Annotated in this window: 21 protein-coding genes; 11 read left to right on the plus strand and 10 right to left on the minus strand. The window is 63.7% G+C overall.

Translation table 11 applies throughout. The features are described 5' to 3' along the window. The first annotated feature begins 16 nt into the window (after positions 1-16). Positions 17-547, plus strand: a complete 531-nt coding sequence (locus DFP86_RS15510; RefSeq protein WP_133682880.1) for a cytochrome b — start codon at positions 17-19, stop codon at positions 545-547. A 26-nt stretch (positions 548-573) separates the two neighbouring features. Here the strand turns inward: DFP86_RS15510 and DFP86_RS15515 are convergent, their stop codons facing one another. Together DFP86_RS15515 and tadA are read right to left on the minus strand one after the other, a co-directional pair. Further along, complete coding sequence (locus DFP86_RS15515; protein ID WP_208108359.1) at positions 574-1,194, minus strand: L,D-transpeptidase; 621 nt, start codon at positions 1,192-1,194, stop codon at positions 574-576. Next, complete coding sequence (gene tadA, locus DFP86_RS15520; protein WP_243729420.1) at positions 1,191-1,919, minus strand: tRNA adenosine(34) deaminase TadA; 729 nt, start codon at positions 1,917-1,919, stop codon at positions 1,191-1,193. The genes DFP86_RS15515 and tadA overlap by 4 nt, the downstream gene beginning before the upstream one ends. A gap of 376 nt (positions 1,920-2,295) precedes the next feature. Here tadA and DFP86_RS15525 point away from each other — a divergent pair, with 376 nt between their 5' ends. The 7 genes from DFP86_RS15525 to pelG are packed head-to-tail and all read left to right on the plus strand — an operon-like array spanning position 2,296 to position 14,874. Beyond that, positions 2,296-5,166 (plus strand): bifunctional glycoside hydrolase/polysaccharide deacetylase family protein, encoded by a 2,871-nt coding sequence (locus tag DFP86_RS15525; RefSeq protein ID WP_133682884.1) that lies wholly within the window; start codon positions 2,296-2,298, stop codon positions 5,164-5,166. Further along, entirely contained in the window at positions 5,147-8,941 is a 3,795-nt protein-coding gene (locus tag DFP86_RS15530) for a tetratricopeptide repeat protein (protein WP_166642298.1), read from the plus strand. Before DFP86_RS15525 ends, DFP86_RS15530 begins: the two co-directional genes overlap by 20 nt. Positions 8,942-8,950: 9 nt before the next feature. Further along, entirely contained in the window at positions 8,951-9,493 is a 543-nt protein-coding gene (locus tag DFP86_RS15535) for a penicillin-binding protein activator LpoB (RefSeq protein WP_133682888.1), read from the plus strand. Positions 9,494-9,508: 15 nt separating this feature from the next. Continuing rightward, positions 9,509-10,933 (plus strand): PelD GGDEF domain-containing protein, encoded by a 1,425-nt coding sequence (locus DFP86_RS15540; protein WP_133682890.1) that lies wholly within the window; start codon positions 9,509-9,511, stop codon positions 10,931-10,933. Continuing rightward, a complete protein-coding gene (locus tag DFP86_RS15545; protein ID WP_133682892.1) occupies positions 10,926-11,960 on the plus strand; it encodes a hypothetical protein in 1,035 nt (344 codons plus the stop codon). Before DFP86_RS15540 ends, DFP86_RS15545 begins: the two co-directional genes overlap by 8 nt. Continuing rightward, a complete protein-coding gene (pelF, locus tag DFP86_RS15550) occupies positions 11,957-13,504 on the plus strand; it encodes a GT4 family glycosyltransferase PelF (RefSeq protein WP_133682894.1) in 1,548 nt (515 codons plus the stop codon). The genes DFP86_RS15545 and pelF overlap by 4 nt, the downstream gene beginning before the upstream one ends. Next, positions 13,504-14,874, plus strand: a complete 1,371-nt coding sequence (pelG, locus tag DFP86_RS15555; RefSeq protein ID WP_133682896.1) for an exopolysaccharide Pel transporter PelG — start codon at positions 13,504-13,506, stop codon at positions 14,872-14,874. The genes pelF and pelG overlap by 1 nt, the downstream gene beginning before the upstream one ends. A 27-nt stretch (positions 14,875-14,901) precedes the next feature. Here the strand turns inward: pelG and DFP86_RS15560 are convergent, their stop codons facing one another. Both DFP86_RS15560 and DFP86_RS15565 read right to left on the minus strand, forming a co-directional pair. Next, the gene (locus tag DFP86_RS15560) at positions 14,902-15,630 is read right to left on the minus strand and encodes a PAS and helix-turn-helix domain-containing protein (protein ID WP_133682898.1); all 729 of its coding nucleotides are present in this window, start codon (positions 15,628-15,630) and stop codon (positions 14,902-14,904) included. Continuing rightward, the gene (locus DFP86_RS15565; RefSeq protein ID WP_166642299.1) at positions 15,627-16,016 is read right to left on the minus strand and encodes a cupin domain-containing protein; all 390 of its coding nucleotides are present in this window, start codon (positions 16,014-16,016) and stop codon (positions 15,627-15,629) included. The genes DFP86_RS15560 and DFP86_RS15565 overlap by 4 nt, the downstream gene beginning before the upstream one ends. Positions 16,017-16,262: 246 nt before the next feature. Here DFP86_RS15565 and DFP86_RS15570 point away from each other — a divergent pair, with 246 nt between their 5' ends. Next, positions 16,263-16,526 (plus strand): type II toxin-antitoxin system Phd/YefM family antitoxin, encoded by a 264-nt coding sequence (locus tag DFP86_RS15570; protein ID WP_133682902.1) that lies wholly within the window; start codon positions 16,263-16,265, stop codon positions 16,524-16,526. Next, the gene (locus tag DFP86_RS15575; RefSeq protein WP_133682904.1) at positions 16,526-16,834 is read left to right on the plus strand and encodes a type II toxin-antitoxin system RelE/ParE family toxin; all 309 of its coding nucleotides are present in this window, start codon (positions 16,526-16,528) and stop codon (positions 16,832-16,834) included. The genes DFP86_RS15570 and DFP86_RS15575 overlap by 1 nt, the downstream gene beginning before the upstream one ends. Here the strand turns inward: DFP86_RS15575 and DFP86_RS15580 are convergent. Genes DFP86_RS15580 through DFP86_RS15600 form a run of 5 tightly spaced genes read right to left on the minus strand, consistent with a single transcriptional unit; the run spans position 16,812 to position 22,789 of the window. Continuing rightward, complete coding sequence (locus DFP86_RS15580) at positions 16,812-17,606, minus strand: ATP-binding cassette domain-containing protein (protein WP_133682906.1); 795 nt, start codon at positions 17,604-17,606, stop codon at positions 16,812-16,814. The two genes, DFP86_RS15575 and DFP86_RS15580, sit on opposite strands and share 23 nt — an antisense overlap. Continuing rightward, positions 17,603-18,613 carry a FecCD family ABC transporter permease gene (locus DFP86_RS15585; protein ID WP_133682908.1) on the minus strand — a complete coding sequence of 337 codons (1,011 nt, stop codon included), beginning with the start codon at positions 18,611-18,613 and terminating at the stop codon, positions 17,603-17,605. Before DFP86_RS15585 ends, DFP86_RS15580 begins: the two co-directional genes overlap by 4 nt. After that, a complete protein-coding gene (locus DFP86_RS15590; protein ID WP_133682910.1) occupies positions 18,610-19,482 on the minus strand; it encodes a heme/hemin ABC transporter substrate-binding protein in 873 nt (290 codons plus the stop codon). The genes DFP86_RS15585 and DFP86_RS15590 overlap by 4 nt, the downstream gene beginning before the upstream one ends. After that, positions 19,470-20,537, minus strand: coding sequence for a hemin-degrading factor (locus DFP86_RS15595; protein ID WP_133682912.1), 1,068 nt, complete (start codon positions 20,535-20,537; stop codon positions 19,470-19,472). Before DFP86_RS15595 ends, DFP86_RS15590 begins: the two co-directional genes overlap by 13 nt. Positions 20,538-20,545: 8 nt before the next feature. Then, a complete protein-coding gene (locus tag DFP86_RS15600; RefSeq protein WP_133682914.1) occupies positions 20,546-22,789 on the minus strand; it encodes a TonB-dependent hemoglobin/transferrin/lactoferrin family receptor in 2,244 nt (747 codons plus the stop codon). Positions 22,790-22,916: 127 nt separating this feature from the next. Between DFP86_RS15600 and DFP86_RS15605 the strand changes: the two genes are divergently transcribed. After that, positions 22,917-23,186, plus strand: a complete 270-nt coding sequence (locus tag DFP86_RS15605) for a VF530 family protein (protein ID WP_243729421.1) — start codon at positions 22,917-22,919, stop codon at positions 23,184-23,186. Positions 23,187-23,230: 44 nt separating this feature from the next. Here the strand turns inward: DFP86_RS15605 and DFP86_RS15610 are convergent, their stop codons facing one another. Next, the gene (locus DFP86_RS15610; RefSeq protein WP_133682916.1) at positions 23,231-23,488 is read right to left on the minus strand and encodes a hypothetical protein; all 258 of its coding nucleotides are present in this window, start codon (positions 23,486-23,488) and stop codon (positions 23,231-23,233) included. Between the last annotated feature and the right edge of the window lie 265 nt (positions 23,489-23,753).

Genomic DNA, 23,753 nt, shown 5'->3' on the forward strand with positions numbered 1-23,753 from the left:
TTACAAAGGAGGCGATATGGTTCGTCGTCATTACCATCCTGCCAGCATCGCACTGCACTGGCTGGTGTTCTTGCTGTTCGCCGCAGCGCTGTTGTTCATCGAACTGCGCGGCAATGTGCCCAAGGGCGCGCCTTTGCGCGATCTGTTACGCAACTGGCACATCGATGCCGGTCTTCTGCTGTTGCTGTTCGCCTTCGTGCGCGTCGGCGCCCGCTTAGGCTTCGGCGGTCCCAAGCCGCTCGGCGCGCGCGCCCAGGCTGCCGCCGCGAGTGCCTTGCATGGTCTGTTGTACCTGGTGATGTTCCTGCTGCCGATCACCGGCGTGGTGTTCTCGCAAGCCGGCGGCCGCGATGTCGCGCTGTTCGGCTGGATACTGCCGCATTTGGTCGCGCCCGATCCGGCGCTGCGCGCCTCGGTGCGCGATGTGCACGAGTTGCTGGGCAACGCGGTGTATTTCTTGGTCGGCATTCATGTGCTGGCGGCGCTGTGGCACCACGTGATGTTGAAGGACGACACCTTGCGCCGCATGACCTTCAAATTCAAATAGGATGCCCAGCTAAGGGCCGGTGCCGTTCAGGGCTCGATCACCACATCGGTCCCGAGCGGCACTTGCCGATACAGTTCCACCACATCGTCCACCGACATGCGCACGCAACCGTGCGAGGTCGGCGTACCGAAAGCGACATGGCTGCCCGCGCCATGGATGTAGATGGCTCGGTCGTGGCTGTCGACGTCGCCGCCTAGGTTCTTCCCCGGTTCCATGCCGCACAGCCAGAGAATGCGTGCCAAGATCCAGTCCCTATCCGGATATTGCTCATGCAGCGCCGGCGTGTAATGCCAAGCGGTGACCACGCGGCGATAGATGATGTTGTCCGGCGCGGCGTCGTCGCCGATTTTTGCGCACACCTGGTGCCAGCCCAGCGGGGTTTGATAGCTGCCGACTTGCGAGCCCGTGCCCAATACGGCGGTCGATACCTTATAACGCCGTTGCGCCCGGCCCATACCGTCGTACAGCGTCAACGACTGTTCGGCGACGCTGACGCGCAGCCACGGCAGATCGCGGCGGTGTGGATTGGGGTACAGCGGGATCACCGGCGCGCTTTGCGCCCACAACACGTAATCGGCCTGGGGCGGCGGCTCTGCCATGGCCACGGCCGGCAGCAGGCCGATGAGCCAACAAGCGCACCATTTCATGGCGCCGCCGTGCGCCGGGCGCGAAAGAACTCGGACAACATGGTGCCGGCCTCGTCGGCCAATAGCCCGCCGAAGCAGGCGGTATGCGCATTCAGACGCCGTTCGGCGAACAGGTCGATCACGCTGCCCGCAGCACCGGTCTTGGTATCGGCCGCGGCGTAGATCACTCGGTCGATGCGGGCGTGCAGCATGGCGCCGCTGCACATCGGGCAGGGTTCCAGCGTCACGTAAACGTCGCAGCCTGACAGCCGGTAATTGCCGATTCGGGCGGCGGCCTGGCGCAGGGCCCGTAGCTCGGCGTGCGCCGAGGGGTCGGACAGTCCGATCGGCTGGTTGAAGCCCTCTCCGACGATTTCCCCTTCATGCACCACCACGGCGCCAACCGGCACCTCGCCGACATCGGCCGCTTGCGCCGCCAACGCCAAGGCGCGTCGCATAAAGCGCTCGCCGTCATCTGCCGCGGGCGGTAAGCGCACAGGGGGGTGGGCTGCCAGGGCTCGCTTGAGTTGCTGTCGATCGTCGTCGTCGAGTTGGTTCCAGTGCAGACCCCGTGCCGAGGCCTCCAACGCGAACAGCAGCCGCGCACTCGCCGGCAGGCCTGCGGCCTTGAATTGCAAAAAGGTATGAACCACCCCTTGGCGCAGCAGATCATCGCGGGTGCGGATGCCGCGCTGATTGAGCCAGGCGAGGGCTTTGGGCGGCAGGGGGGGGGAGGCGAGAGGCACGGGCAAACCTTGTCGATCGGGCATCCTGTCATTATAGCCGAGAGGACAGGGCGGTCGCGGCTTGGGTCTGCAAGTTCTTACGCATATATTGAAGGGGTAAGGTATTGCATAGGCGTTGCGTATCGTTATGCTCGGGGTGTGACATCCATGCCACGCAGCGATCGATTGCCCAAATCGGTTTGAGTGCTGCTGTTGCGGCCTTTAGTTTTCTGTCATTTATTCTGTTTGGTTAGAAATGGTTTTATTGAAAATGTTTTATTGATTTTTGTTGAATATGATCTTTATCATATTGCATATGATAATTTAATTTAAACAAAAAATATAAAATCAAGTCATTCTGAGGATTAAGGCAGTGGGAGTAGGCACAAAGGGGTGGATGAGCCGCGTTGCGCGGCCTTTGGTGTTGGCGCTTTCCAGTGCGCTGCTGCTGGCGCGTCCGGCTAGCGCGGTGACGTCCGCGGTGAAGCCGGCGGCCCAGCCTTCCTATGCCTTCTATTACGGTGCCGCGCCGATTCCGGTCGCCGAGCTATCGGCCTTCGATCATGTGGTGGTCGAGCCGGACAGCGGTTTCGATCCCTCGCAGGTCGATACGCCGCACACCGATTGGCTGGCTTACGCCAGCGTTGGCGAAGTGACGCCTCAACGCGATTTCTTCTCCGCTATTCCCAAGGCATGGCTCAAGGGCGACAACAGCGCCTGGGGTTCGCAGGTGGTCGACCAGTCGGCGCCGGGCTGGCCCGCTTTTTTCGTCGAGCATGTGATCGACCCGCTGTGGCAGCGCGGTTTTCGCGGGTTTTTCTTCGATACGCTCGACTCCTTTCAGTTGATCGCCAAAACCGATGCCGAGCGGCAACGGCAAATCGCCGGCCTGGTGCGGGTGATCGACGCCGTCAAGACACGCTATCCGCAAGCGCGGCTGGTGTTCAACCGCGGTTTCGAAATCCTGCCGCAAGTGCATCAGTGGGTGGATGCCGTGGCTTTCGAATCGCTTTATAAGGGGTGGGATCAGGGCAAGCAGCTTTTCACCGAGGTGCCGCCGTCCGACCGGGACTGGCTGATGGCCCAGGTTCAACCCTTGCGCGACAGCTATAAGCTGCCGGTCATCGCGATCGATTACTGCCCTGACACCGACCGCCAGTGCGCACTGGAGACCGCCCGGCGCATCAGCGCCCAAGGTTTGATTCCTTATGTCTCCGACCCCGGGCTGCAGCGAGTCGGCATCGGCGAGCCACAGCCGATACCGACTCGTATCCTGATGCTGCAGGACTCGCCGAATCGCGTCAGCCTGAACGTGTCCGACGGCGTGCGCTACTTGGCCACGCCGCTCAATTATCTAGGGCTACGGCTCGACTACCTCAACGTCAACCAAGATCCGTTGCCGGAAGGGCCGCTCGCCGACCGTTATGCCGGTGTGGTGCTGTGGCTCAATGACCGGGTCGACCAACCCGAACAGCTGCGCCAGTGGGTATTACGCCAGATTGCCGCTGGCGTGCGCGTGGTCTTCATCGGCACCTTCGGTATGCCGGTGGCCGGTCCGTTCGCCCAGGCGCTCGGTTTGCAGCCGGCGGCCGGCGAGGTCGACGGCCCGCTACGGGTGACGCATGCCGATGCGACGCTGATGGGCTATGAAGTGCCGCCCACGCCCGATCCACGCGATTACACCCCGGTCCGTCTCGGCGCGCAGGGCCGCTCGCTGCTGCGCCTGCAGTCCGGCGATCTGGAATTCGACGCCGCGGCGCTCATGCCGTGGGGCGGTTACGTGATGCGTCCGTTTGCGGTACTCGCCATGGATGACATGAGCCAGGCGCGCTGGGTGCTGCAACCCTTCGAATTTTTGCGGCAGGCGCTAAATTTACGCGATATGCCGGTGCCGGACCCGACCACGGAAAACGGGTTGCGGTTGTTTATGTCGCACATCGACGGCGACGGTTTCGCCTCGAAAGTCGAATTTCAAGATGCCGGGGGCGCAACGTACTCCGGCGAGGCGTTGTACCGGGTGCTGAAACAATATGGCCTACCGGTCACGGCCTCGGTGATCGAGGGCGAGGTCAGCGACCAAGGGCCGAATGCCGCGATCGCGCCGCGCCTGCGCGAGATCGCGCGGCAGATCTTCGCCTTGCCGAACGTCGAAATGGCCAGCCATACCTATACCCACCCGTTGCCCTGGATGCAGGTGACCGGCGAAGGGGTCGCGACCAACGATTACGATCGGGCCGAGGGCACTGGCGTGCAATCCACCAATGGGCTGGCGATCAATGTGCCGGGCTATCGCTTCAACCTCGAGCGCGAGATCGGCGGTTCGGTCGCCGGCATCAATCGCCTGATGGCGCCAGCCGGCAAGCAGGTGAAAGTGCTGTTGTGGAGCGGCGACTGCCAAGTGCCGGCCGTGGCGCTCAAGCAGGCCTATCAGGCCGGCGTGCTCAATATGAACGGCGGCGACACCCTGATTACCCGCAGCAATCCCAGTCTGACCGATGTCGCGCCGCAAGGTGTGATGAAGGACGGTTACTACCAGGTCTTTGCGCCGAATCAGAACGAAGAGATCTACACCGCTTTGTGGCAGGGGCCTTATTACGGCTTCCGCCGCGTGCTGGAAACCTTCGAGCTGACCGAGCATCCGCGACGCATCAAGCCGATCGACGTCTACTACCACATGTTCACCGGTACCAAGGAAGCCTCGTTGACGGCGCTCAATACCGTGCTGCAGTCCGTGACGCGGCAACCGATTCATCCGGTATTCGTTTCCGATTACGCGCGCAAGGTGCTGGATACCCAACAGACCAGCGTGGCGCGCGACGGCGACTTCTGGGTGATCCGCAATGCCGGCTGGCTGCGTACCGTGCGCGTGGCGCCGGACTTGGCGCCGGATTTGTCGGACGCGCGCGGTGTTGCCGGCTTTTTGCCAGGGCCGGACGGGGTCTATGTGCACATGACCGGCTCGGAAGCGCGTTTTCGGCTGATACCGCTGGGGCGCGCAGCGGCGCAGAACCTACCGTGGCTGGCGAGCGCCAACGGTCGCATCGATGCGTTCCAGCGCACGCCGGAGCGCCTGTCGTTCGAACTGACGTCGTATGTGGCGCCGCGTTTCACCATCGCCGGCGCCTCGGCCTGCCGGGTGCGGGTCGCCGGCAAGGTTATCGCCGGCGAGAAGACACCCGAAGGCCGGCTTTTCAGCCTGGGGCCAATCGGCGTGCCGGTATCCGTCAATCAACAGAGCGTGCACGTTGATGTCGACTGCCGCGCCTAAACGACTCCGGCTCCTGCCGCTTTATCAACTGATCGGGTTATCGCTGCTGTTGGTGCTGCTGTTGGCGTTGGTGTTTCCGCACGCCTCGTTGCGCTCGCGGCTGCTCGGCCACACGCAGGCGGATCAGTTGGCGATTGCCTATCTGGAGGCCTGGCAACGGGTCGAGCCGGACAACCCCGACGTCCTGGCCACGCTGACGCGCGAATATCTGAAAGGGCAGCGGGCGGGCGATGCCCGGCGCTTGATCGTACGGCTGAAATCTTCGCACGACGTGGAAACCCGGCGCGATGCGCTGTTGATCGAAATCGGCCTGGCGCAGGCGGCTTTGTTCGCCGAAAACCAGCCGGCCGTCCGCCAAGCCCGCGCAGCCGACCTGGCGCAACTGCTTGACCAAGCACTGCCGCTACCATGGCACAACGATCAACTGACGGCACTGGCCGACACCGCTCGCTTGAGCGGCCAACCCGACCTGGCCGACAGCTTCTACACCCGCTTGGCACAGAGCGAACCGGCGCGCGCCGCCATCTGGTGGCGCAAGAGCTGCGCGCTGCGCCTGTCGCGCCAACAGTACGCGCGGGCAGCTGATGCCTGCCTGGCCGCCCAGGCGCATGGCGCGACGCGGGATGAGCGGCGCACGGATTTCATCGCCGCGCTACGCGCATTGCAAATGGGCAATCTGCTGCCGCAGGCGCTGCAGCTCGCCGGACAACGTGGCGGTTCCCTGCTGGGCGATGCGACCACTTTGCGTTTTCTGGCCAATCTGGCGCTCGCCGGTGGCCGTCCGGATCTGGCGCAGGATTATGTGCGCCGGCTGCTGGCTGTGGATCGCGCTACACCGCCTGTCGTCGCGTCCCAACCGGCGCGCATGATGCCGGCGGCTTGGGTGCGGCCGGCCGGCAGCGTGGTGCTGTCCGATTGGCAGCCGCCGCACGCAGCGGGCTCAAAGGTGATCGAAGTCGACCCCGCGCTATATATGCCGTCGGCTGGGGCTCGGCCGCATAAGATGGCGCTCATCCTTGCGCAGCCTGCCGGGACGGCGCAAGCCTTGGATCAGAACGGTGCCGATCTGGATCTGGCTTATCGGGTCTTCATGGCCAACGGCAACTTGGCCGAGGCCCAGAAAATAGCCCGCCAAGCGCTTGATGCCCATCTCGACGCGGCGCTCTGGCGCCCGCGTCTGGCACAAACCTCGCTGTGGAACAACGACCCGGCCACCGCGCTGGCCCAATTCCTGTTGCTTGCCGAGCACAGTCAGGACGAAAAGCTTTGGCAACAGATCGAAACGTTGGCCAACGGTCTGAACGACACCGCGGCGCAATTGCAGGTTTATCGGCACCGCTTGGGGCAGCGTCCGGACGATCTGGCGCTGATCGACCAGATCGTGGCGGCTTATGAGATGACCGGCGCGCCCGAGACCGCGCTGGCCTTTCTGCGCGAACGTAGCGCCGGCCCGAACCGCATTGCCATCCTGTCGCGCCTGGCGGCATTGGCGCTCCGAGCCGGTCACGATCAACTGGCGATCGATACCTGGCTGACGCTCGACCGTATCGACGGCCCGAAGCCGGCCTATGCGCTGCCGCTGGCACAACGGGCGTACCTGCAGGGCCGCTTCGCCGACGCCATGGCGCTGCTCCGCGCAGCGGCACCGGCCGCCACGCCGGCCGATGACGATTATTGGCGTGCGTATTTCCGGCTGGCGACGCTGACGCAGGACAGCGCGGCGGTGGTGCTGGCCAGCCAGCAATTGCAGGCTGGCGGCAATCTGGACGAATCGACCGGCGTGCGCTGGCTGGATGAACTTGACGACCGCCCCGCGGACGCGGCGCGCACCGCCTGGCGCCTGTACCGCCAGTCCGGCTCGCCGCTCTTGCTCGCGCGTGCGATCTCGGCGTATGTGCGCCTGGGCGAGTTGGATCGCATCCCGCCGCTGCTCGCGCAACTGGATGAACATGCCCTCGCACAGGCCAGCGCCAATGCCGACTTCCTGATGGCGCGCGCCGAATATGCACGGCTTGCCGGCGACCCGAAGCGGTCGTTGAACGATCTGGCACGCGCCAGCCGATTTGCGCCGGGCCGCACCGACGTGATCGCGGCGCGCCTGTGGAACCTGACGGCCTTGGGGCAGGAAAAAGCGTTGCGCACCTTGTTGGCACGCTATGCCCGGCAGGCGGAGAACGATCCCGGTCTGATCAGCATCTACGCCGACGCCTGGCTCGCGCTGGGGGAACCGCATCGCGCTTTGCATTATTTCGATCTGGCGGTGGTGGACCGGACGCGCGATCCGCTGTGGCAGCTTGCTTATGCCGAGGCGCTGGAATTGGCGCAACGTCCGGGCGCCGCTTGGATGCTGCGTCGCCATGTCTGGCGCGATCTGCTGCCGCCCAAGCTCGCCGCCGCCAAGCGCCAGGAAAGCCGTGATGCCTTGTTGGCCAACCTCTCGGGCCTGAGCAATAGTTTTGCCGATGGCGACCGCAGCTTAGCGCTGCTGCACCAGGCGCTCGCGCGGCCGGAGACGGAAGATAGCGCGCTGCCGCCGGCGATCGCCGCCGCCGCCGTGGCCTGGGCGCAATCGCACGACGCCACGGCGTTGGAGCGTGCTTGGCTTGCCAAACGCTATGTCAATTGGCTGGCGCAGCCGGCGCAGGCCCAATTGTCGTTGGCGTTGGCCGAGCAAGATACGACAACGTTGGAGCGCCTGTTGGCAGAGAAGCGCGGACAACTGCCGATCGACAGCCGCATCGAGGCCTTGGCGCAGACCGGGCGCTTGGCCGAGGCACAAAGCGAAGCATTCGACGGCGTCGAGCACCAGCCGGACAACGACGATCTGCAGGCGGTGCTGCGCGAGCAACTGCTGAATGACGCCCAAACCGTGACGCCGTCGTGGCGCAGTGTGCGGCAAAGCGGACTGAAATACGATCAATTCGGCTTGAGCGCCGGTTTGCGCCTGGATGCAAGGCAGGCATTGCAATTGTCCTTCAGCCAGCGCAACCAGCGCAGCGACGCCACCCGACTGCCGGGTGCGCCTGGGCAGGACCGTACCGCGGCGCTCAGCTATCGTTTCGGCGACGACAGCGCCAATCGGACGCTGACCGTGGCATCGCGCCAGGGCTGGCGCGCCGTCACGCCAGTGCGCGTGGATGGCGTGTTGCAGCCGCGCGGCGCGTGGAATTTCAACTATGCGCTCGGCAGCGAACAACCGGCCGACGAGACCAGCCAGTTGCTGCTGGGCGGCATGAAAAACCTGGCGAGCCTGGGGGTCGGTTGGCGGCAGGGCCGATGGTTCGCCAATAGCCGCGTCGAGGCCGACCGTTTTTACATGCAGGATCGCTCCTTTCTCGGCGAAGGTTATCTGGCGGCCCTGGATGCCGGTTACAAGTTTCGCCTGGGTTATCCGGATTACACGCTGCATCTGGTCGCGACGCATGGTCAGTACAGTGCTTACGGCACGCCGTCGGAACAAGTGCAGCAGTTGGTGCCGCAAGGTACGGTCGGACTTGCCGCCACCATCATGCCGCAGACCTTTTCCCAAGGCGGCCTGTTGCTCAGTTTCGGTACGGATCTGCCGGATGGCTACCGCCATGCCTTCCTCCCCTATCTGGAGGCCGGCCCGATGTACGACACCCATGCGCATTGGGGCGGGGTAGTGAATGTCGGCCTGGTCGGCTCGGTCCTCGGCCGCGACCGCCTGTCGATCTATTACCAGCACCAGGACATGTCGGCACAGGGATCTTCTCCAGTGACCGAGGTCGGGGTGCGCTATAGCTGGTTTTATTAGGAGTCAATCATGAGAAACCGACTTGTTTACATGCTGTCGCTCGCCGGCTTGACATTGGGGCTGGCCGGCTGCGCCGGCATCCAGGTCTCGCCGACGCCGGCCTTGTCGTCCGCGCAGAACTGGGCGGTGCTGCCGCTGGAGAATTTGACCGACACCCCGATGGCCGGTCAACGCGCTGCGGCGCTGGCGGCGTCGCTGTTGAGCGCGGAGGGCTTGGACGGTGTGCAGCGTTATGTCGCCGATAGCGGCGAGGAAACCCTGTTCGAACCGGCCGCCGCCGATCTGCGTGCCAAATCGCTGGCCTGGGCGCGCACCCGGCATGCGCCGTATGCGCTGACCGGCTCAGTGGTCGAATGGCGTTACAAAGTGGGCGTCGACGGCGAACCGGTCATTGGCCTGACGCTGCAACTGATCGATGTCGACAGCGGCAAGGTCGTGTGGAGCGCGACCGGCCATCGCGAAGGTTGGGGCAACGACTCGCTGGCAGGCGTGGCCACGGCGCTGGAACGCAAGCTGCTCGCGCCGTTGACGGACGCTGCACCGCGCCGCTAATCCAGGAGATGGGGATTGTCTGAACAAGAACGCAACGGCAAAAAGCGCGCGCATGCCTTCAAGCTTCGTCACGGTCGCACCGGTCATGAGGGGCCGCGCTGGGTCGAGTTGATCGCCTCGGAGCGATTGCGCAACCGGTCGGTGCAGTGGGTCATGTCGGAAACCATCGTCGTGACGGTGCTGGTGCTGGGCGCGCTGCGCCTGGCCGCGCCGGCCGATCCGCTGTTGATCGGCTCGGGCTTCGGCTGGATCTGGCTTGTGCCGATGATCTGTTCGCTGCGTTATGGCTTGATGCAAGGCGTGTTGTCGAGCCTGGGGCTGTTGGCGGGGTATTACCTGCAGGCGTTGCCCGATCAGCGTTTCCCGCTGCCGTTCTTTCTGGGCGGCATGGCCATGGTGCTGGTTTGCGGCCAATTCGGCGATACCTGGGGGAGCAAGCTGCGCCACCTGCGCACGATGACCGACTACCTGAACGAGCGTCTGGGGGTGTTGACCAAGAGCCACTTCCTGTTGCGTCTATCGCATGAGCGGCTTGAGCATGATCTGCTGTCGCGGCCGGCTTCGCTACGCGATTCGCTGTCGCAGCTGCGAGCGCTGTCGTTCCAGAGCGAAGGGTTGAACCAGGAGCCGGACGACAAGCTGCTGCTGGCGCACGCCCGTCGATTCATCGAGGTGGCCGCGCATAGCTGCCAGCTTGAACGCGCGCAATTGCACGTCTGCCGCGACGGTGTGCCCGACCCGGTGCCCGTCGCCGGTTCCGGCGCGCCGTTCGAACTGGACTGTCAGGATATTCTGCTGCGCTACGCGCTGGAGCACCGTACGCTGGCCCATGTGCAAAACAAGCAGCTGGCGCCGGGCATCAAGACCGATTACATCGCAGTGGCACCGCTGGTGGATGCCCAAGATGAAATTCTGGGCGTGCTGGTGGTGCGGCACATGCCGTTCATGGCGCTCTCCGAGGAAAATCTACAGCTTTTGCTGGTACTGAGCGGCTATTACGCCGACGGTGTGCGCCACGGCGCCGTCGCCGGTCTGCTCTTGTCGGTCTATCCGAGTTGCCCGCACGACTTTGCGCTGGACTTCTCGCGTCTGGTGCGGCTGTATCGCACCGCCGGCATCACCTCGTCGCTGGTGGCGCTGACTTTCGACAAGCGCGATATCGGCAAGACGCTGTTCGATCACGTGCAGCTCAGCCGTCGTTCGCTGGACGTGCAATGGGTGATTCCCGGCGAGGCGCGCGATGCCATTCTGGTGCTGATGCCGTTGTCGGGCGAGAGCGCCGTCGAAGGTTTTCTGCTACGCATCGAGGAGAGCATGCGCGCGCAGTTCGGTGTCGACTTGGAGAGCGGCCACGTGTCGGTCAACACCATGCCGCTACCGGTCGAGGCCCCCACTCAAGGGTTGGCCGCCTTCTTGCGCCGGTGCCAGATCCATGTCTAACCTGCTGATCGGCCAGCGCGTGCTCAAGGCGGTGCCGAGGCTGGTGCCGAGTGTGCTGTTGCAGAGCTACGTCATGCTCAGGTTGTTGACCGAGCCGTCGCAAGCCGCATCCACCGGCTGGATGGTGCTGATGCTGGCGTTGCAGGCCTTGGCCGCGTTCCTGGCCGTGCCGGCTGCGATGACGCTGTTGCCGCGCCGCTTCAAGCAACGGCCGTATCTGACCGGCTTGTTTCTCTGGTGCTATCTGTTCGCCGTGCCGGTCGGCGGCTTGCTGTTGACCTGCGGCGTCATGGCCTTGGCCGCGATGCTGCCGAAGGCACTGGAAGACCTGCCGATTATCCTGACCTATCCGCCGCAGTTCCTGGCCCCGCAGGCCACGGCGACCGTCGGCCGCGGCGCGCATCTCAAGTCGGTGCTGCAAAGCTCGGCCGCGGCGGCGTCTTTCCGCATGAATGCGCTGATGGCCATGCAGTCCATGCCGATGCGCACTGTGTCGCCGCTGTTGCGCACCATGCTCGACGATCCGTTCGAGGACATCCGCTTGTTGGCTTTCTGGATGTTGGATCGGCAGGAGAAGACGCTGACGAAGAAAATTCTCGACCAACTGCCGCGTCTGAAGCTGACGCTGAGCAAGACCGAACGTTATCGCGTCCACAAGGAACTGGCGTTGCTGTACAACGAGCTGGTGTATTCCTATTTGGTGCAGGGCGATGTTTATCGCCACGCGGCGCGCGAGGCGGAACGCTATGCCGCCGAGGCGCTGACGCTGATGCCGACCGATGCCGCGCTATGGCGGCTGCGCGGCCGCCTGGCGCTCGACCGCGGCGATACCGAGCAGGCGATGGCCATGCTGGATCAGGCGATGTTGCACGGGTTCGATCGCCAGCGTCTGTTGCCTTACCTGGCCGAGGTGGCCTATCTCGACAAAGATTACCAACAGGTCAAAGTACTGTTGGCAGCGCAGCCGCTCGCCAGTGCGTTGCCGATTCTGCAGCCGATCATCAAATATTGGGGAGGTACGCGATGATCGCGCCAATGCGCCAAGCGGAACATGCCGATATCGCCCTGCTGTTGGAGGGCACCTTCCCCTATGTGCGCGGCGGGGTGTCCAGTTGGATCAATCAAATGATCCGGGCTTTTCCCGAACTGAGTTTTGCCATCGTGTTCATTGGCAGTACGCCGGACAGCTATGGCGAGATGGCCTACCCGCTGCCGGATAATGTGGTGCACATGGAGTGCCATTACCTGTTCGATTTCGCGGGCGATGCCGGCGAGCGGCCGGTCAAGCCCAGTCTGCGCGGCGATGCCGAGATTTTTCGCCAGGTGGCCGAGCTGCACGGCAAGCTGAAGAGCCCGCAAGGCAAACATCAGGCCAGTGCCATGCTGCGTACCCTGATGCCGCTGATGCAGCCGGGCGGCAAATTGTCGGCCGAGATGTTCGCGCATTCGGACCTGGCCTGGACCTTCCTGACCGACAACTACCGCGCGTTTTGCACCGACCCCTCGTTCACCGACTACTTCTGGACCGTGCGCATCATGCACCTGTCGATCTGGAAGCTCGCCGCGGTCGCCGAGCAACTGATTCCAGCCAAGGTCTTTCATACGGTGTCGACCGGTTATGCCGGCTTGTTGGGCACCATGCTGCAGCAGCGGCGTGCCCGTCCCTTGCTGGTGTCGGAACACGGCATCTACACCAAGGAACGCAAGATCGACCTGTTCCAGAGCCAGTGGATTCGCGATAACCGCAGCGTGTTCGAACGCGATGCCGCGCAGATCGGTTACTTCCGCGATCTGTGGATGCGCTTTTTCATGGCGCTGGGGCAGATGTGCTACGACTCGGCCAGCGATATCGTGGCCTTGTACGAAGGCAACCGCCTGCGCCAGATCGGCGACGGCGCGCCGGCGAACAAGACCTGCACCATTCCCAACGGCATTCATCTCGAGCGCTTCGCCGGCTTGCGCGACAAGCGGCCGCCGCAAACGCCGCCCGTATTGTGCCTGATCGGCCGTGTGGTGCCGATCAAGGACGTCAAAACCTTCATCCGCTCGATGTTGACCGTGATCGAGGCCATGCCGGAGGCCGAGGCGTGGATTGCCGGGCCGGACGACGAGGACGAGGACTATGCGCTCGAATGCCAACGCTTGGTGGCGAGCCTTGGTCTCGCCGATAAGGTCAAGTTCCTCGGCATGCAAAATGTCGAAGCCTTGATGCCGCAAATCGGTCTGGTGGTGTTGAGTTCGATTTCCGAGGCGCTGCCGCTGGTGGTGCTGGAGGGGTTCGCCGCCGGGGTGCCGTCGATCACCACCGAGGTGGGGGCCTGCCGCGAGCTGATCTATGGCCGCGCCGGCGAGGACGCGGCGCTCGGCGCGGCCGGCGAAGTGGTGCCGATCGCCAACCCGAGCGCGCTGGCTCAGGCGGCGCTGTCGTTGCTGCAAAACCCGGTGCGCTGGCGCGCGGCGCAGCGAGCCGGCATTGCCCGGGTCGAACGTTACTACAGCCAGACACAGATGGTCGGCACCTATCGGGCGCTGTACGACAAGTTGCTGGCGCAACACGGAGGGGCGGGCTGATGGCCGGGATCGGATTCGAACTGCGCCGGATGCTGCGGCGCGACTCGCTGGCCGGCTTGCTGCAGGCTTACGCCTATGCCGGCCTGATCAGTGCCGGGCCGTGGATGTTGTCCATTGTCGGCATTCTGCTCATCGGGGTGCTTAGTCTGCCGTTTGTCGTGCCCACCGCTTTGATCGCCCAGTTTCAGGTGTCGGTGACCTATTTGATCGCCTGCAGCCTGGTACTGACCGGTCCGTTGCAATTGGCGTTCACCCGTTTTACCGCCGACCAGATGTACGGGAAGCGTGTCGACCTGGTGCTATCGAACTTCCACGGCGTGGTGCTGGTGACCAATGCCACCGCGCTGGCGCTCGGGGTGCCCACCGTACTGTGGTTGTTCCATGGGCAGCCCGGCAGCTATCGGCTGTTCATGCTCAGCGGTTTCATCATCCTGGCCAATATCTGGATTTCGGCGATTTTCCTCTCCGGCCTGAAGCGCTATATGCACATTCTGCTGGTGTTTCTGATCGGCTACGGCGCCACGGTGGTGGGCTCGCTGACATTGAACACCCATGGCTTGGAAGGGCTATTGGCCGGCTTCGTGCTGGGCCAGGCGGTACTGCTGTTCGGCCTGCTGCTGCTGATCTATCGCGAATTTCCCGGCCGGCTTTTCATTTCGTTCGAGATGTTCCGGCGCGAAGGCCGCCATACCGCGCTGATGTGGATCGGTCTGATGTACAACCTGGGCCTGTGGATCGACAAGCTGATGTTCTGGTACGCCCCCGGCACCGGGCAGCAGGTGATCGGCCCGCTGCATGCCTCGCTGATCTACGACATGCCGGTATTTCTGGCCTACCTGGCGATCATCCCCGGCATGGCGGTGTTCCTGATGCGTATCGAGACCGATTTCGTCGAGTACTACGATGCCTTCTATAGCGCCGTGCGCGAAGGGGCATCGCTACAGCACATCGAGAACGTGCGCAACGGCATGGTCGATGCATTGCGCACCGGCTTGTACGAAATCGTCAAGGTCCAGTCGATCGCCGCCATTTTATTGTTCGCCAGCGGTGCCGAACTGCTGCATTGGCTCGGCATCTCGGTACTCTATCTGCCGCTATTGCAGGTGGACGTGATCGCCGCCAGCCTGCAGGTGGTGTTCCTCGGCGTGATCAACGTGTTTTTTTATCTCGACCGTCGCCGGGTGGTGCTGGCGGCCACCGGCGGCTTCCTGCTGCTGAACGTCGCGCTCACCGCGCTGACGCTCGAACTCAATCCGGCCTGGTACGGCTATGGCTTTGCCGGCGCGATGTTGATCTCGGTGGTGATCGGCATTGCGCTCCTGGACTACAAGCTTGAACGGTTGGAATACGAAACCTACATGCTGCAGTAGGCGCTGCGGTGTGCAAACCCCGTGCGCTTATGTCTCGCGCAGAATGATCGATAGTGGCCGCTGCCAGAGCCCCGGCGGTAAGTTGTTCAGGTAACCCAATTCGATGGCGCGGTCGACGAGTTCGCTTTTGTTCTGTGCCGAGAACTTCTCTTTCAGCGTTGTGTGATGCCACTCGACGGTGCGTGTCGCCACCCCGAGCACCCGCGCGATTTGCCGCGCGGTGCGGCCGCGCAACAGCAAGAAGAGGACTTCTTCCTGCCGCGGACTTAGCTTGGGGCCACGACCGGGGCGGCCGATGGTGTAGCTGGTCGGGGTGGTGAGCCAGGAAGTGTCGTGAGGGCGATAGCAGATTTCGCTCAGTAGCGCCGCGAGCTCCAGCAGTTCGCGCGTATGCAACTCCTGACCGTGAAAAACGGTGCCGACAATGTTCTGTGCTGTGTCGCGTAACGGCGTCTTGGTGAAAATGAGCGATTTCCACTGTTTGTCGGCGAAACGTTGGACATCCAGGATGCGCAAATTTTCCCCACTCTCGATCACTTCCCGGTCTTGCGCGCGGAACAAATGCGCGCACTCGACCGTGTCGCAAGGCATGTCCAGGTCAGTCATCCCCACGATGTCTTCTTTGTGGCGCAAGCCGACAAGCGAGGTAAACGTTTGATCGGCGTAGAGGTAGTTCGACGCTAGGTCTTTGCAGCCCCCGCAACCCGGCTGGGTGTCGATGAGCGTGCGCAGTTCGCTTGGAATGAGGAAGTTCATGGTATGGGGTCTCGCAGATTGGGATGCATGATCCGGTCGTGGCTCAAATGGCTGTTTGGGCAGACGAACAGCAAGCGCAGCGGCTGTTCGCCCAGATTGACCAACTGGTGTGCATGGCCTGACGGTATGCGCAGCAAATCGCCTGCGCGAAGTGGGGTGCTTAGCGTGGCGGTTCCCTGTGCTTGACTGTAAAGACAACCCTCGCCGTTGAGGATCAGGTAGATTTCGTCGCCTTGCCGGTGGGAGTGGGCGTTCACGCTGCCGTGCGGCGGAATGTCGGTTAGATAGAAGGTAAGCGCGCCACAGCAGGCGAGCGCGGCAATGTGAATACCCGCTTGCAGGTCGAAAGTGCCGGGCGGCGGGTAGAAGACGTTGATCGTCTGCATGTAGGAGCTCCTGACGGGGTTGTCTGTGCCATAACGCATTGGAGGCGATTGGCACGGCAGGAGTCCGTGGCTTCCGTCGGATCTTGGCGGCAGAGCCTTCCGGTGTGCGCGTAGGATCAACCGGCTATGCCGGTAGCCACGGCATTGGTACACAAGCTGGCAGGGTAGTCGGGAGAGGCTTTGATTATTGTTCGAATCGTTCGATTCGACTAAAGTGAACGCATCGAACCAATGGGGGGAGCAACCATGCTAGACGCACTTACTGCCAATGAGGCGAAAACCCACTTTGGCGATCTGTTGTTGCGAGCGCAACGCGGGCCGGTGCAAATCAACAAGAATGGCCAGCCGGTTGCTGTCGTCATCTCGATGGACGAGTATGCCAACATCGAGGCGATGAAGTTGCGGCTGTTGCAGTCGCGCGCGACACAAATCAAGGCTGAGATGGCTGCAGGGACTTTATCGGATGGCGATGCCTTTCTGGATGATCTGGCAGCAGGGCAGTTCGATTGATGTCGACTTTTCGCCTGACAGCGGATGCCAAAAACGATTTAGTGGAAATCCGCCGTTATACCCTGCATCAATGGGGAGCACTGCAGGCAAGCACTTATTTAGCCGAACTGCGGTCGACGTTTCATCTGCTGGCGGAGAGCCCTCGCCTTGGCCGCGCAAGACCGGATGTCGCGCCGGGTGTTCTGAGTTTCCCGCATGGCGGTCACGTCGTTTATTACCAGACACGGGAATCGGTCTTGATCGTGTTCGCCGTGTTGCATAAGAGCATGGTGCCAGAGAGCCACCTCACGTCCCGTTCGCCCGAATAGGCGCCGCGGCCGCCGGCAGCCACGCCACTTGTCCGTCGCTGGCTTGTACGCGGCCAAACGGCAGCCCATACAGCGCCCTCAACCTATCGCCTTCCAGCGCCCGGGCCGGCAGATCGTCGGCCAGTCGGCCCGCCTGTAGCAACAATAGCCGGTCGAAATGCCGCACTGCATGGTTGATGTCGTGCAGTACCGCCACCACGGCGTGACCGCGTTCGTGCGCGAACCGATCCAGCCGATGCGACAGTCGGTGCTGCAAGCCGGGATCGAGCGCAGCGAGCGGCTCGTCGACCAAAATCAAGCCGGCCTCCGTCTCCCACAATTGCGCGAAAATGCGTGCCAAATGCACACGGGCCGCTTCGCCGCCCGACAAGGTGTCGATACGGCGCGCCAGCAGGTGCTCGCAAGCGGCAAGCTTGGCCGCGGCCAATACGATGCCGCCACTACTGCACTCGTCGTCGCGTCCGATGCGGCCGAGCGCGATCACCAGTTCGGCGCGTAGGCCGAACGCGACATGATGAGACTGCGGCAGTACGGCGCGCTGTCGAGCTAGCAGGGACGGCGACCAGTCGGCGAGGTCGCGCCCGGCCAGGCTGACCGTGCCCGCGCATGGCGGCAGCTCGCCCGCCATCAGGCGCAGTAGCGATGACTTGCCGGCGCCGCTAGGCCCGAGCAAGGCCACGCGTTCTCCCGGGCCGATGGCCAGGCTGAACGGGCCGAAGTCGTGGCGGCCGAACGTCAACCGGCAATGCCGAAGTTGCAGCAGGATGGTCATGGTGAGCCCCGGTAAGTGGCGTGGACACGCAGCAGCGACAGAAAGAAAGGAACGCCCAATAGCGCGCAAAACAGACCGACCGGCATGTCCGCCGGCGCGGCCAGGGTGCGTGCCAAGGTATCGGCCAACAGCAATAGCAGTGCGCCGATCAGCATGGCCAGCGGCGCGCTGCGGGTTTGATCCGCGTCGCTCAGACCGCGTGCGATGTGCGGCGCGATCAGACCGATGAAGCCGATCATGCCGCACCATGCGACGGCGACGCCGGCCAGCAATGCCACGCGCAGGGTCACGGCGCCGCGCAGCCGTGTCAGAGACAGGCCGAGATGACCGGCGACCGATTCGCCCAGCGCCAAGGCGTTGAGTTGCCGGTTCAGCCGCGGCAGGCGCCAGGTGCATAAGGCGAGCAATAGCGCGAACAGGGCGGCGAGCGGCCAACTGGCCGCCGCGAGCGAGCCGAGCGTCCAGAACGACAGGTTGCGCAGTTGTTCGTCGCTGGCCAGGTAGGTACATAGCCCGACGATCGAGCCTGTCAGTGCATTGAGCGCAATGCCGCACAGCAGCAGGCCGCCGAGCGAACCCGGCGTGAAGCGGCGCGCCAGCCGATCGAGGCCCAGGCAGACGCCCAGCGCGCCGACAAAGGCCGCGAGCGGTAGCAGCAGCCCACGCAGCGGGGCGGGCAATGACAAGCCGGCGCTCAGTACGATGCAGAGTGCGGCGGCGCTGGCGCCGCCGCCGGTGACGCCCAAGAGTCCGGGATCGGCCAGCGGATTGCGGAACAGTCCCTGCGTCAACGAACCGGCCAGGCCCAAGGCGGCGCCGACCAGGAGCGCCATGCATAGTCGCGGCAATCGCAGTTGCCACAGTACCCAACCACTGCCCGACAAGCGGCCGTCGAGCGGCGCCAGCCAATCGCGCCAATGGATGGCCACGGCGCCGTACTGCGCGCACAGCAGCACCAGGCCGAGCACGGCCAGCCCGAGCCAGACAGCGTTTGCGCGCGCACTCATCGGCGATGCACCGCCAAGAAAGCCGTGGCCAGGCGCTCGACCGCCTGCGGCAGGCGTGGGCCGAAACCCAATAGCAGCAGGGCATCCTGCGTGACGATGCGCCGCTGGCTGCCGGCCGGTGTTTGGCCGATACCGGGCAGGCGTAATACGCCATCGATACCGCCCGCGGCAGCCAAGCCCTGTTCGGTCAATAGCAGCGCGTCGGGACGGGCGGCCAGCACCGCCTCGGCCGACAGCGGCTTGTAACCGTCGAATCCACGCAGGGCATTGCTCGCGCCGGCATAAGCCAGCATGGCGTCGGCGGCGGTGCCTTGGCCCGCGACCAGCCATTGTCCCGGCGCCGCGGCCAGGATGAACAGCACGCGTATGTTTGTCCGGCTGGGCCGCGGCGCTTGCCAATCGCGTTGCAGCTGGGTGATCAGTCGGGCGGCTTGAGCACTGCGGCCCGTCAATTGTCCCGTGCGCTCGATGCGTGCCAGTACCCCTTCAAAGCGATGGTTGGCCGCCAGTACATGCACCGGCACGCCGGCGCCCGCCAGTTGGCGCAAAACCATCGGCGGGCCGGCGTCCTCGCTGGCCAATACGGCAGTGGGCGCCAGCGATAGCAGCCCTTCCGCCGACAAGGTGCGCGCATAACCCACGCTGGGCAGCGTGCGGGCGGCCGGCGGAAAGAGCGAGGTGGTGTCGACGCCGACCAGTTGGCGTTCGGCACCGAGGGCGTAGACGATTTCGGTCAGTGCGCCGCCCACGCAGACTAGCCGAGGCGCCTGCTCGCGCACGGCGGCCCCGGCTGCCGGGGCCGCCAGCCCAAGCCCCAGTGCCGCCATACGCTTGAGCAGCGCGCGGCGGGATGACATCAGACGGCGCATGGCACGGCCTCTTCCTGCAGCCAGTCGAGCAAGGCTCGCCAGTCGCTGCGCTCGGGTCTGCCCGGTTTGCGTTCGCCGAATAACATGGCGATGGTCTCGCCTTGAGCGTTGAATAACTCCAGCGACGATACCAGCCCGTCGCGCGTGGGTTTGCGCACCAGCCAAGCGTCGGTCACCCGATCTTGGCGCAGGTGCAGGTTGAAGCCCTCATCCATGACGTTGATCCACGGTCCCTGCTCGAAGACATGGGCGATCGATCCGCTATGGATCTGGATCGTGCCGGGATTGCCGGTAAACACCATGATCGGCACGCCGCGCCGCGCGGCCTCCTGCAATAGCCAACTGGCGGCCATCGGTATCACTTGGCTGACAAAACGCGGATCGGCAAGCCGCAGGCCCTGGCGGCGCGAGACGCCGAAGCGCTTGAGTAGCGAGAAGAAGTCGTGCGTATCGCGCAGAGCGGCCCAACCCTGGCGCAGGCCGGCGACGTCGATTTGCGCGTCCGGCTTTTCGGGGCGCCGCGCCGGGCGGGATACCGGTATCGGTTGCGGCGCCAAGCCCTGGTCGGCAAATCGGTGGCACAAAGCCGCCCAGGCTGCCCGGTCGCTACCCGGTCGCCGAAAGATCTTGTGCACGGCTTCGCCCTGGGCGTCGAAGAACTGTAGGCTGTGCTGCGGCTGGCTGCCGCTGTCGTCTTCCACTGCAAAGCCGTAGCGCCAGTGGCCGAAGAACAGGCGCAGGTCGATGGCCTGGTCGAGCACCAGGCCGACGTGGCCGTCATGGCTGAAGCGGCGGTAAACCCCGATTTTCTCGTGTACGCAGTCTTGATTGCGCGTCAGCGCCATGACCTCGCCCAAGCTTGCCAATTCGGCGAATAGCGCCGGCCAGTCGGTGTCGAGCCGCGAGGCTCGCAACGGTGTTTCGCCGTCGACGCCGACATGCGCGGCGATCAGTTCGGCTTCGCCGATGCCGAGGCCGTCGGCGATGTCGCGCTGGCGGGTGCCGGCTTGTTGGCGTTGTGCCGCGAAGTGGTGGCGGATGGTTGCATGATCCATGTCGACTCCTAGAAATCGTAACGAGCGTTGAGATAGGCATTGCGGCCCGGCGCGGTCCAGCCGTCGACTGCAGGGTCGTTACCGGCCAGTCCGCGCACGTCGGACCAGCGCCAGTACTTGCGGTTGAACAGATTGTTGATACCGGCGTTGAGGGTCAGCCCCTTGATGGGTTTCCAGAACCCGCCCAGATCCAGCGTGGTCCAGGCCGGTGTCGAGTACTGGTTGGCGATGCCGCGCCCCTGCTGGACGGAGAGGCCGCTGGCGTTCCGGCCTTCGGCATGCTGAACCGTGGCATGACCGCCGAAGCGGCCGATGTCGTAGCTCAGCGTCAAGACCGCCTTGAGCGGCTGGATGGTATCGAGCGGTTGCGATTGGCCGTTGGCGCTGAAATCGCCATGCGCCGATGCGACACCGCCCGTCATGCGCCAGCGTTCGTCGATCAGCCATTCCATGCGCGCTTCCCAACCGCGGATGCGGGCATCTTGCAGATTGATGTATTGGTAAACCAACGGGTTGGCCGATGAGCCGTCGCCGCCGACGATCTGCTGCGAAATCAGATCCTGGTAGCGGTTGTCGTAGTACGCCAGCGAGTAGCGCAGTCGGTCGAGCCTGCCTCGCAGGCCGACTTCGATGCTATGGGCGCGTTCGGCCTGGAGGTTGGGATTGCCGATGCTGGTATAGGCGCGGCCCGGGATGGTGTAGTTGCTGAAATTGAGATTGACCTGATCCGGGGTCGGCGCGCGGAAACCGCTCGCCCATTGCGCATAGGGCGCCAGTTGCGGCATCAGGCGCCACACCGCGCCGAAACGCGGCGACCAGGCCTGGTCGGATAAGGTCACGACGCTGCCGCTATAGCCGGCGCCGGACGGGGCGAGCCGGTATTGATCGAAGCGCAGACCGGGAATCAGGCTCAGCGCGCCAAGCTCGATCTCGTCCTGGACGAAGGCGCCGCCTTGCGTGTAGGTGGTGTCGGGAAACGTTTTGTAGGGAAAGACGTAGCCGGCTGGCGGCACAGTGCCGTTGGCCGGGCTTTCCACCAGCGAGCGGCTCCAGTCGAACCCATAGCTCAGCCGCTGCGTTAGCCGACCGGGCAGGCGGCTTTGCGCCTGGCTGCCGATGCCGAAGGTATTGCTGATGTAGGCATTGTCGCGCGTGCGTTGTGCGGCGGCGGCGCGGGTTTCGACGCTGGTCTGCGCGACTTTGGCGCGTTGCCAGTAGACTTGGGTTTCGACTTTTTGCCATAGCGGGTTGGCCGCGTCGGCATAGCTGTGCGCCAGCGACACGCGATCGCGCTCGACGCGGTCGTCGGCCTGCAGGTCGAGGGTATTGTTCGTCGGGGTATAAGGCGGCACGGCGCGTGCGGAGTAGACCTCGGTTTGCTCGCGGCGGCGCAGCGACTCCACCGTCAGCCCGAGCCGGTTGGCGCCATCCAGTCGGCGCGCGATTTTGGCCAGCACGTTGCCGACGCCGTTATCGGCCGGGTTGGGGGCGGTGCGGCTACTGTTTTGCGACGTGTTGTCGCCCATATTGGCCAGTTCGTGGCCGTGGCGATAGCTGACCTGCAGCAGCGACTGCCAGTCGGGACTTTGGCTTGCCACGCCGGCGGCATTGAGCCATGAATGGTCGACGCTGTTGTAGCCGCTTTTGACGAAGCCGCCGACAGGCTGGCCGTCTTTCAGCAAATCGCGCGGCTCCAGGGTGTGGAAGAACACCGCGCCGCTTAAGCCATCGCTGCCGTATTGCGTGGTGGCCGGCCCGCGTAGGATCTCGGCTTTCTGCAGATCGTCGGTGTCCAGGTAATCGCCGCGGCCGACGGTAAAGCCGCCGAAGGAAAAGCTGGCCGGCACGCGGATGCCGTCGATCATCATCAATACCTGGTTGCCCTGCAAGCCGCGGACGTTGATGCTCTCGTTGCCGGCGCGATTGGTATTGCCGCCGGCGATGCTATAGCGGTTCGGTCCTTGTCCGACCGCCACGTCCAACTCGTCGGCGAATAGATCCTTGATATCGCGCGCGCCGCGCGCTTCGCCTTCCTGCTGCGTGACGATGGTGACCGTAGCCGGCACGTTGTCGAGCCGTCGCTCGGTGCGGGTGGCGTGCACGGTCACTTCCTTGAGCGCGCTTTGCGCATCGGGCGAAAAGGCGGCTTCGGCGCGGGCGGTCGGGGTCAGGCCGAAAAGCAGGCCGACGGCCAACGCCGTATGCCGGGTGGGTGGAAACGCCGGTCGGCGGGCAAGGTGCTTGCGGTGCATGGTTATCTCTCTCTTCTTTTTGTGAAACGCCACGATTGTAAATGATAATCATTCTCATTAAAAGATGACATCGTACAAGTTGCCAGCTAGGCGGGGGAAGGCGCTATCATGGCGGCGGTTTCAATGCATGAAGAAATGGAAAAGCATGAGTGCCGGGGCACAGAAGGACCCGTTGCATGGACGGACGTTGGCAGCCATCCTGCAGGAGTTGGTGGATTACTACGGTTGGGAGGCCTTGGGGCGGCGGGTCGAGATCCGTTGTTTCACCCACGAACCAAGCATTGAATCGAGCCTGAAATTTCTACGCCGCACACCCTGGGCGCGCGCCAAGGTGGAGGCGCTGTACCTGGAGATGCGGCACGACAAACCCGCGCCGCTGGTGTTTAAGAAGCGCTAGACAGCCGGCTAGGGGGCCATGCCCCCCGCCTCCGGAAAAGGGCCTTAGTCGGCCGTGAGTACTAGGCACCCCGCCAGTTCACGCACACGCGCGGCCTTGGGCAGATACATCCAAGAGGTGCTGCCATCGATCGACTCGAACGCCCACGGCAAACGACTATCGACCACCAAACGGCACTCGTCGGAATTTGGACGACTGCCACGCGGCAAGCACAACACGGAAATCAGGGAAAGTAACTGCTGCTGGCGGAAATCCTGGTTTGGAAAAAAGACTGGGGCTGGATTAACATTTCGAGTAGCCATTCTGACTCCTAGGAGAGTTGGTTTGGTTAGCGGGCCCGGCGGTGTTGGATGCACCTCGGGCTCGCGCCTCTTGCGGCAAACGCCGCACCAAGTAGACTACCCAGCCGCATACCTACTGACAACCAAGCGCGACCGTCAGAAAAGGCTGAAAATTGTTGGCCGATGGGGTTGTAGATACTGTTATCCGAGTCAAGCGATAAGAAACGAACTGTCGAATGGCTTACCGGATTTCAGTACACCGTGAGCGATATGCACAAGCTTGCGC

Origin of the sequence: Paludibacterium purpuratum (genome assembly GCF_004363805.1) — a bacterium.
In the GTDB taxonomy this organism is placed as follows: Bacteria; Pseudomonadota; Gammaproteobacteria; order Burkholderiales; family Chromobacteriaceae; genus Paludibacterium; species Paludibacterium purpuratum.

Bases quoted from the DNA above. Each gene is read 5' to 3' on its own strand.
- DFP86_RS15600 (WP_133682914.1), bottom strand. From the start codon at position 22,789: ATGCACCGCAAGCACCTTGCCCGCCGACCGGCGTTTCCACCCACCCGG.
- DFP86_RS15515 (WP_208108359.1), bottom strand. From the start codon at position 1,194: ATGAAATGGTGCGCTTGTTGGCTCATCGGCCTGCTGCCGGCCGTGGCC.
- DFP86_RS15525 (WP_133682884.1), top strand. From the start codon at position 2,296: ATGAGCCGCGTTGCGCGGCCTTTGGTGTTGGCGCTTTCCAGTGCGCTG.
- DFP86_RS15575 (WP_133682904.1), top strand. From the start codon at position 16,526: ATGTCGACTTTTCGCCTGACAGCGGATGCCAAAAACGATTTAGTGGAA.
- DFP86_RS15530 (WP_166642298.1), top strand. From the start codon at position 5,147: ATGTCGACTGCCGCGCCTAAACGACTCCGGCTCCTGCCGCTTTATCAA.
- DFP86_RS15595 (WP_133682912.1), bottom strand. From the start codon at position 20,537: ATGGATCATGCAACCATCCGCCACCACTTCGCGGCACAACGCCAACAA.
- DFP86_RS15565 (WP_166642299.1), bottom strand. From the start codon at position 16,016: ATGCAGACGATCAACGTCTTCTACCCGCCGCCCGGCACTTTCGACCTG.
- DFP86_RS15560 (WP_133682898.1), bottom strand. From the start codon at position 15,630: ATGAACTTCCTCATTCCAAGCGAACTGCGCACGCTCATCGACACCCAG.
- pelG (WP_133682896.1), top strand. From the start codon at position 13,504: ATGGCCGGGATCGGATTCGAACTGCGCCGGATGCTGCGGCGCGACTCG.
- DFP86_RS15605 (WP_243729421.1), top strand. From the start codon at position 22,917: ATGAAGAAATGGAAAAGCATGAGTGCCGGGGCACAGAAGGACCCGTTG.
- DFP86_RS15570 (WP_133682902.1), top strand. From the start codon at position 16,263: ATGCTAGACGCACTTACTGCCAATGAGGCGAAAACCCACTTTGGCGAT.
- DFP86_RS15510 (WP_133682880.1), top strand. From the start codon at position 17: ATGGTTCGTCGTCATTACCATCCTGCCAGCATCGCACTGCACTGGCTG.
- DFP86_RS15585 (WP_133682908.1), bottom strand. From the start codon at position 18,613: ATGAGTGCGCGCGCAAACGCTGTCTGGCTCGGGCTGGCCGTGCTCGGC.
- DFP86_RS15545 (WP_133682892.1), top strand. From the start codon at position 10,926: ATGTCTAACCTGCTGATCGGCCAGCGCGTGCTCAAGGCGGTGCCGAGG.
- pelF (WP_133682894.1), top strand. From the start codon at position 11,957: ATGATCGCGCCAATGCGCCAAGCGGAACATGCCGATATCGCCCTGCTG.
- DFP86_RS15610 (WP_133682916.1), bottom strand. From the start codon at position 23,488: ATGGCTACTCGAAATGTTAATCCAGCCCCAGTCTTTTTTCCAAACCAG.
- DFP86_RS15590 (WP_133682910.1), bottom strand. From the start codon at position 19,482: ATGCGCCGTCTGATGTCATCCCGCCGCGCGCTGCTCAAGCGTATGGCG.
- DFP86_RS15535 (WP_133682888.1), top strand. From the start codon at position 8,951: ATGAGAAACCGACTTGTTTACATGCTGTCGCTCGCCGGCTTGACATTG.
- DFP86_RS15580 (WP_133682906.1), bottom strand. From the start codon at position 17,606: ATGACCATCCTGCTGCAACTTCGGCATTGCCGGTTGACGTTCGGCCGC.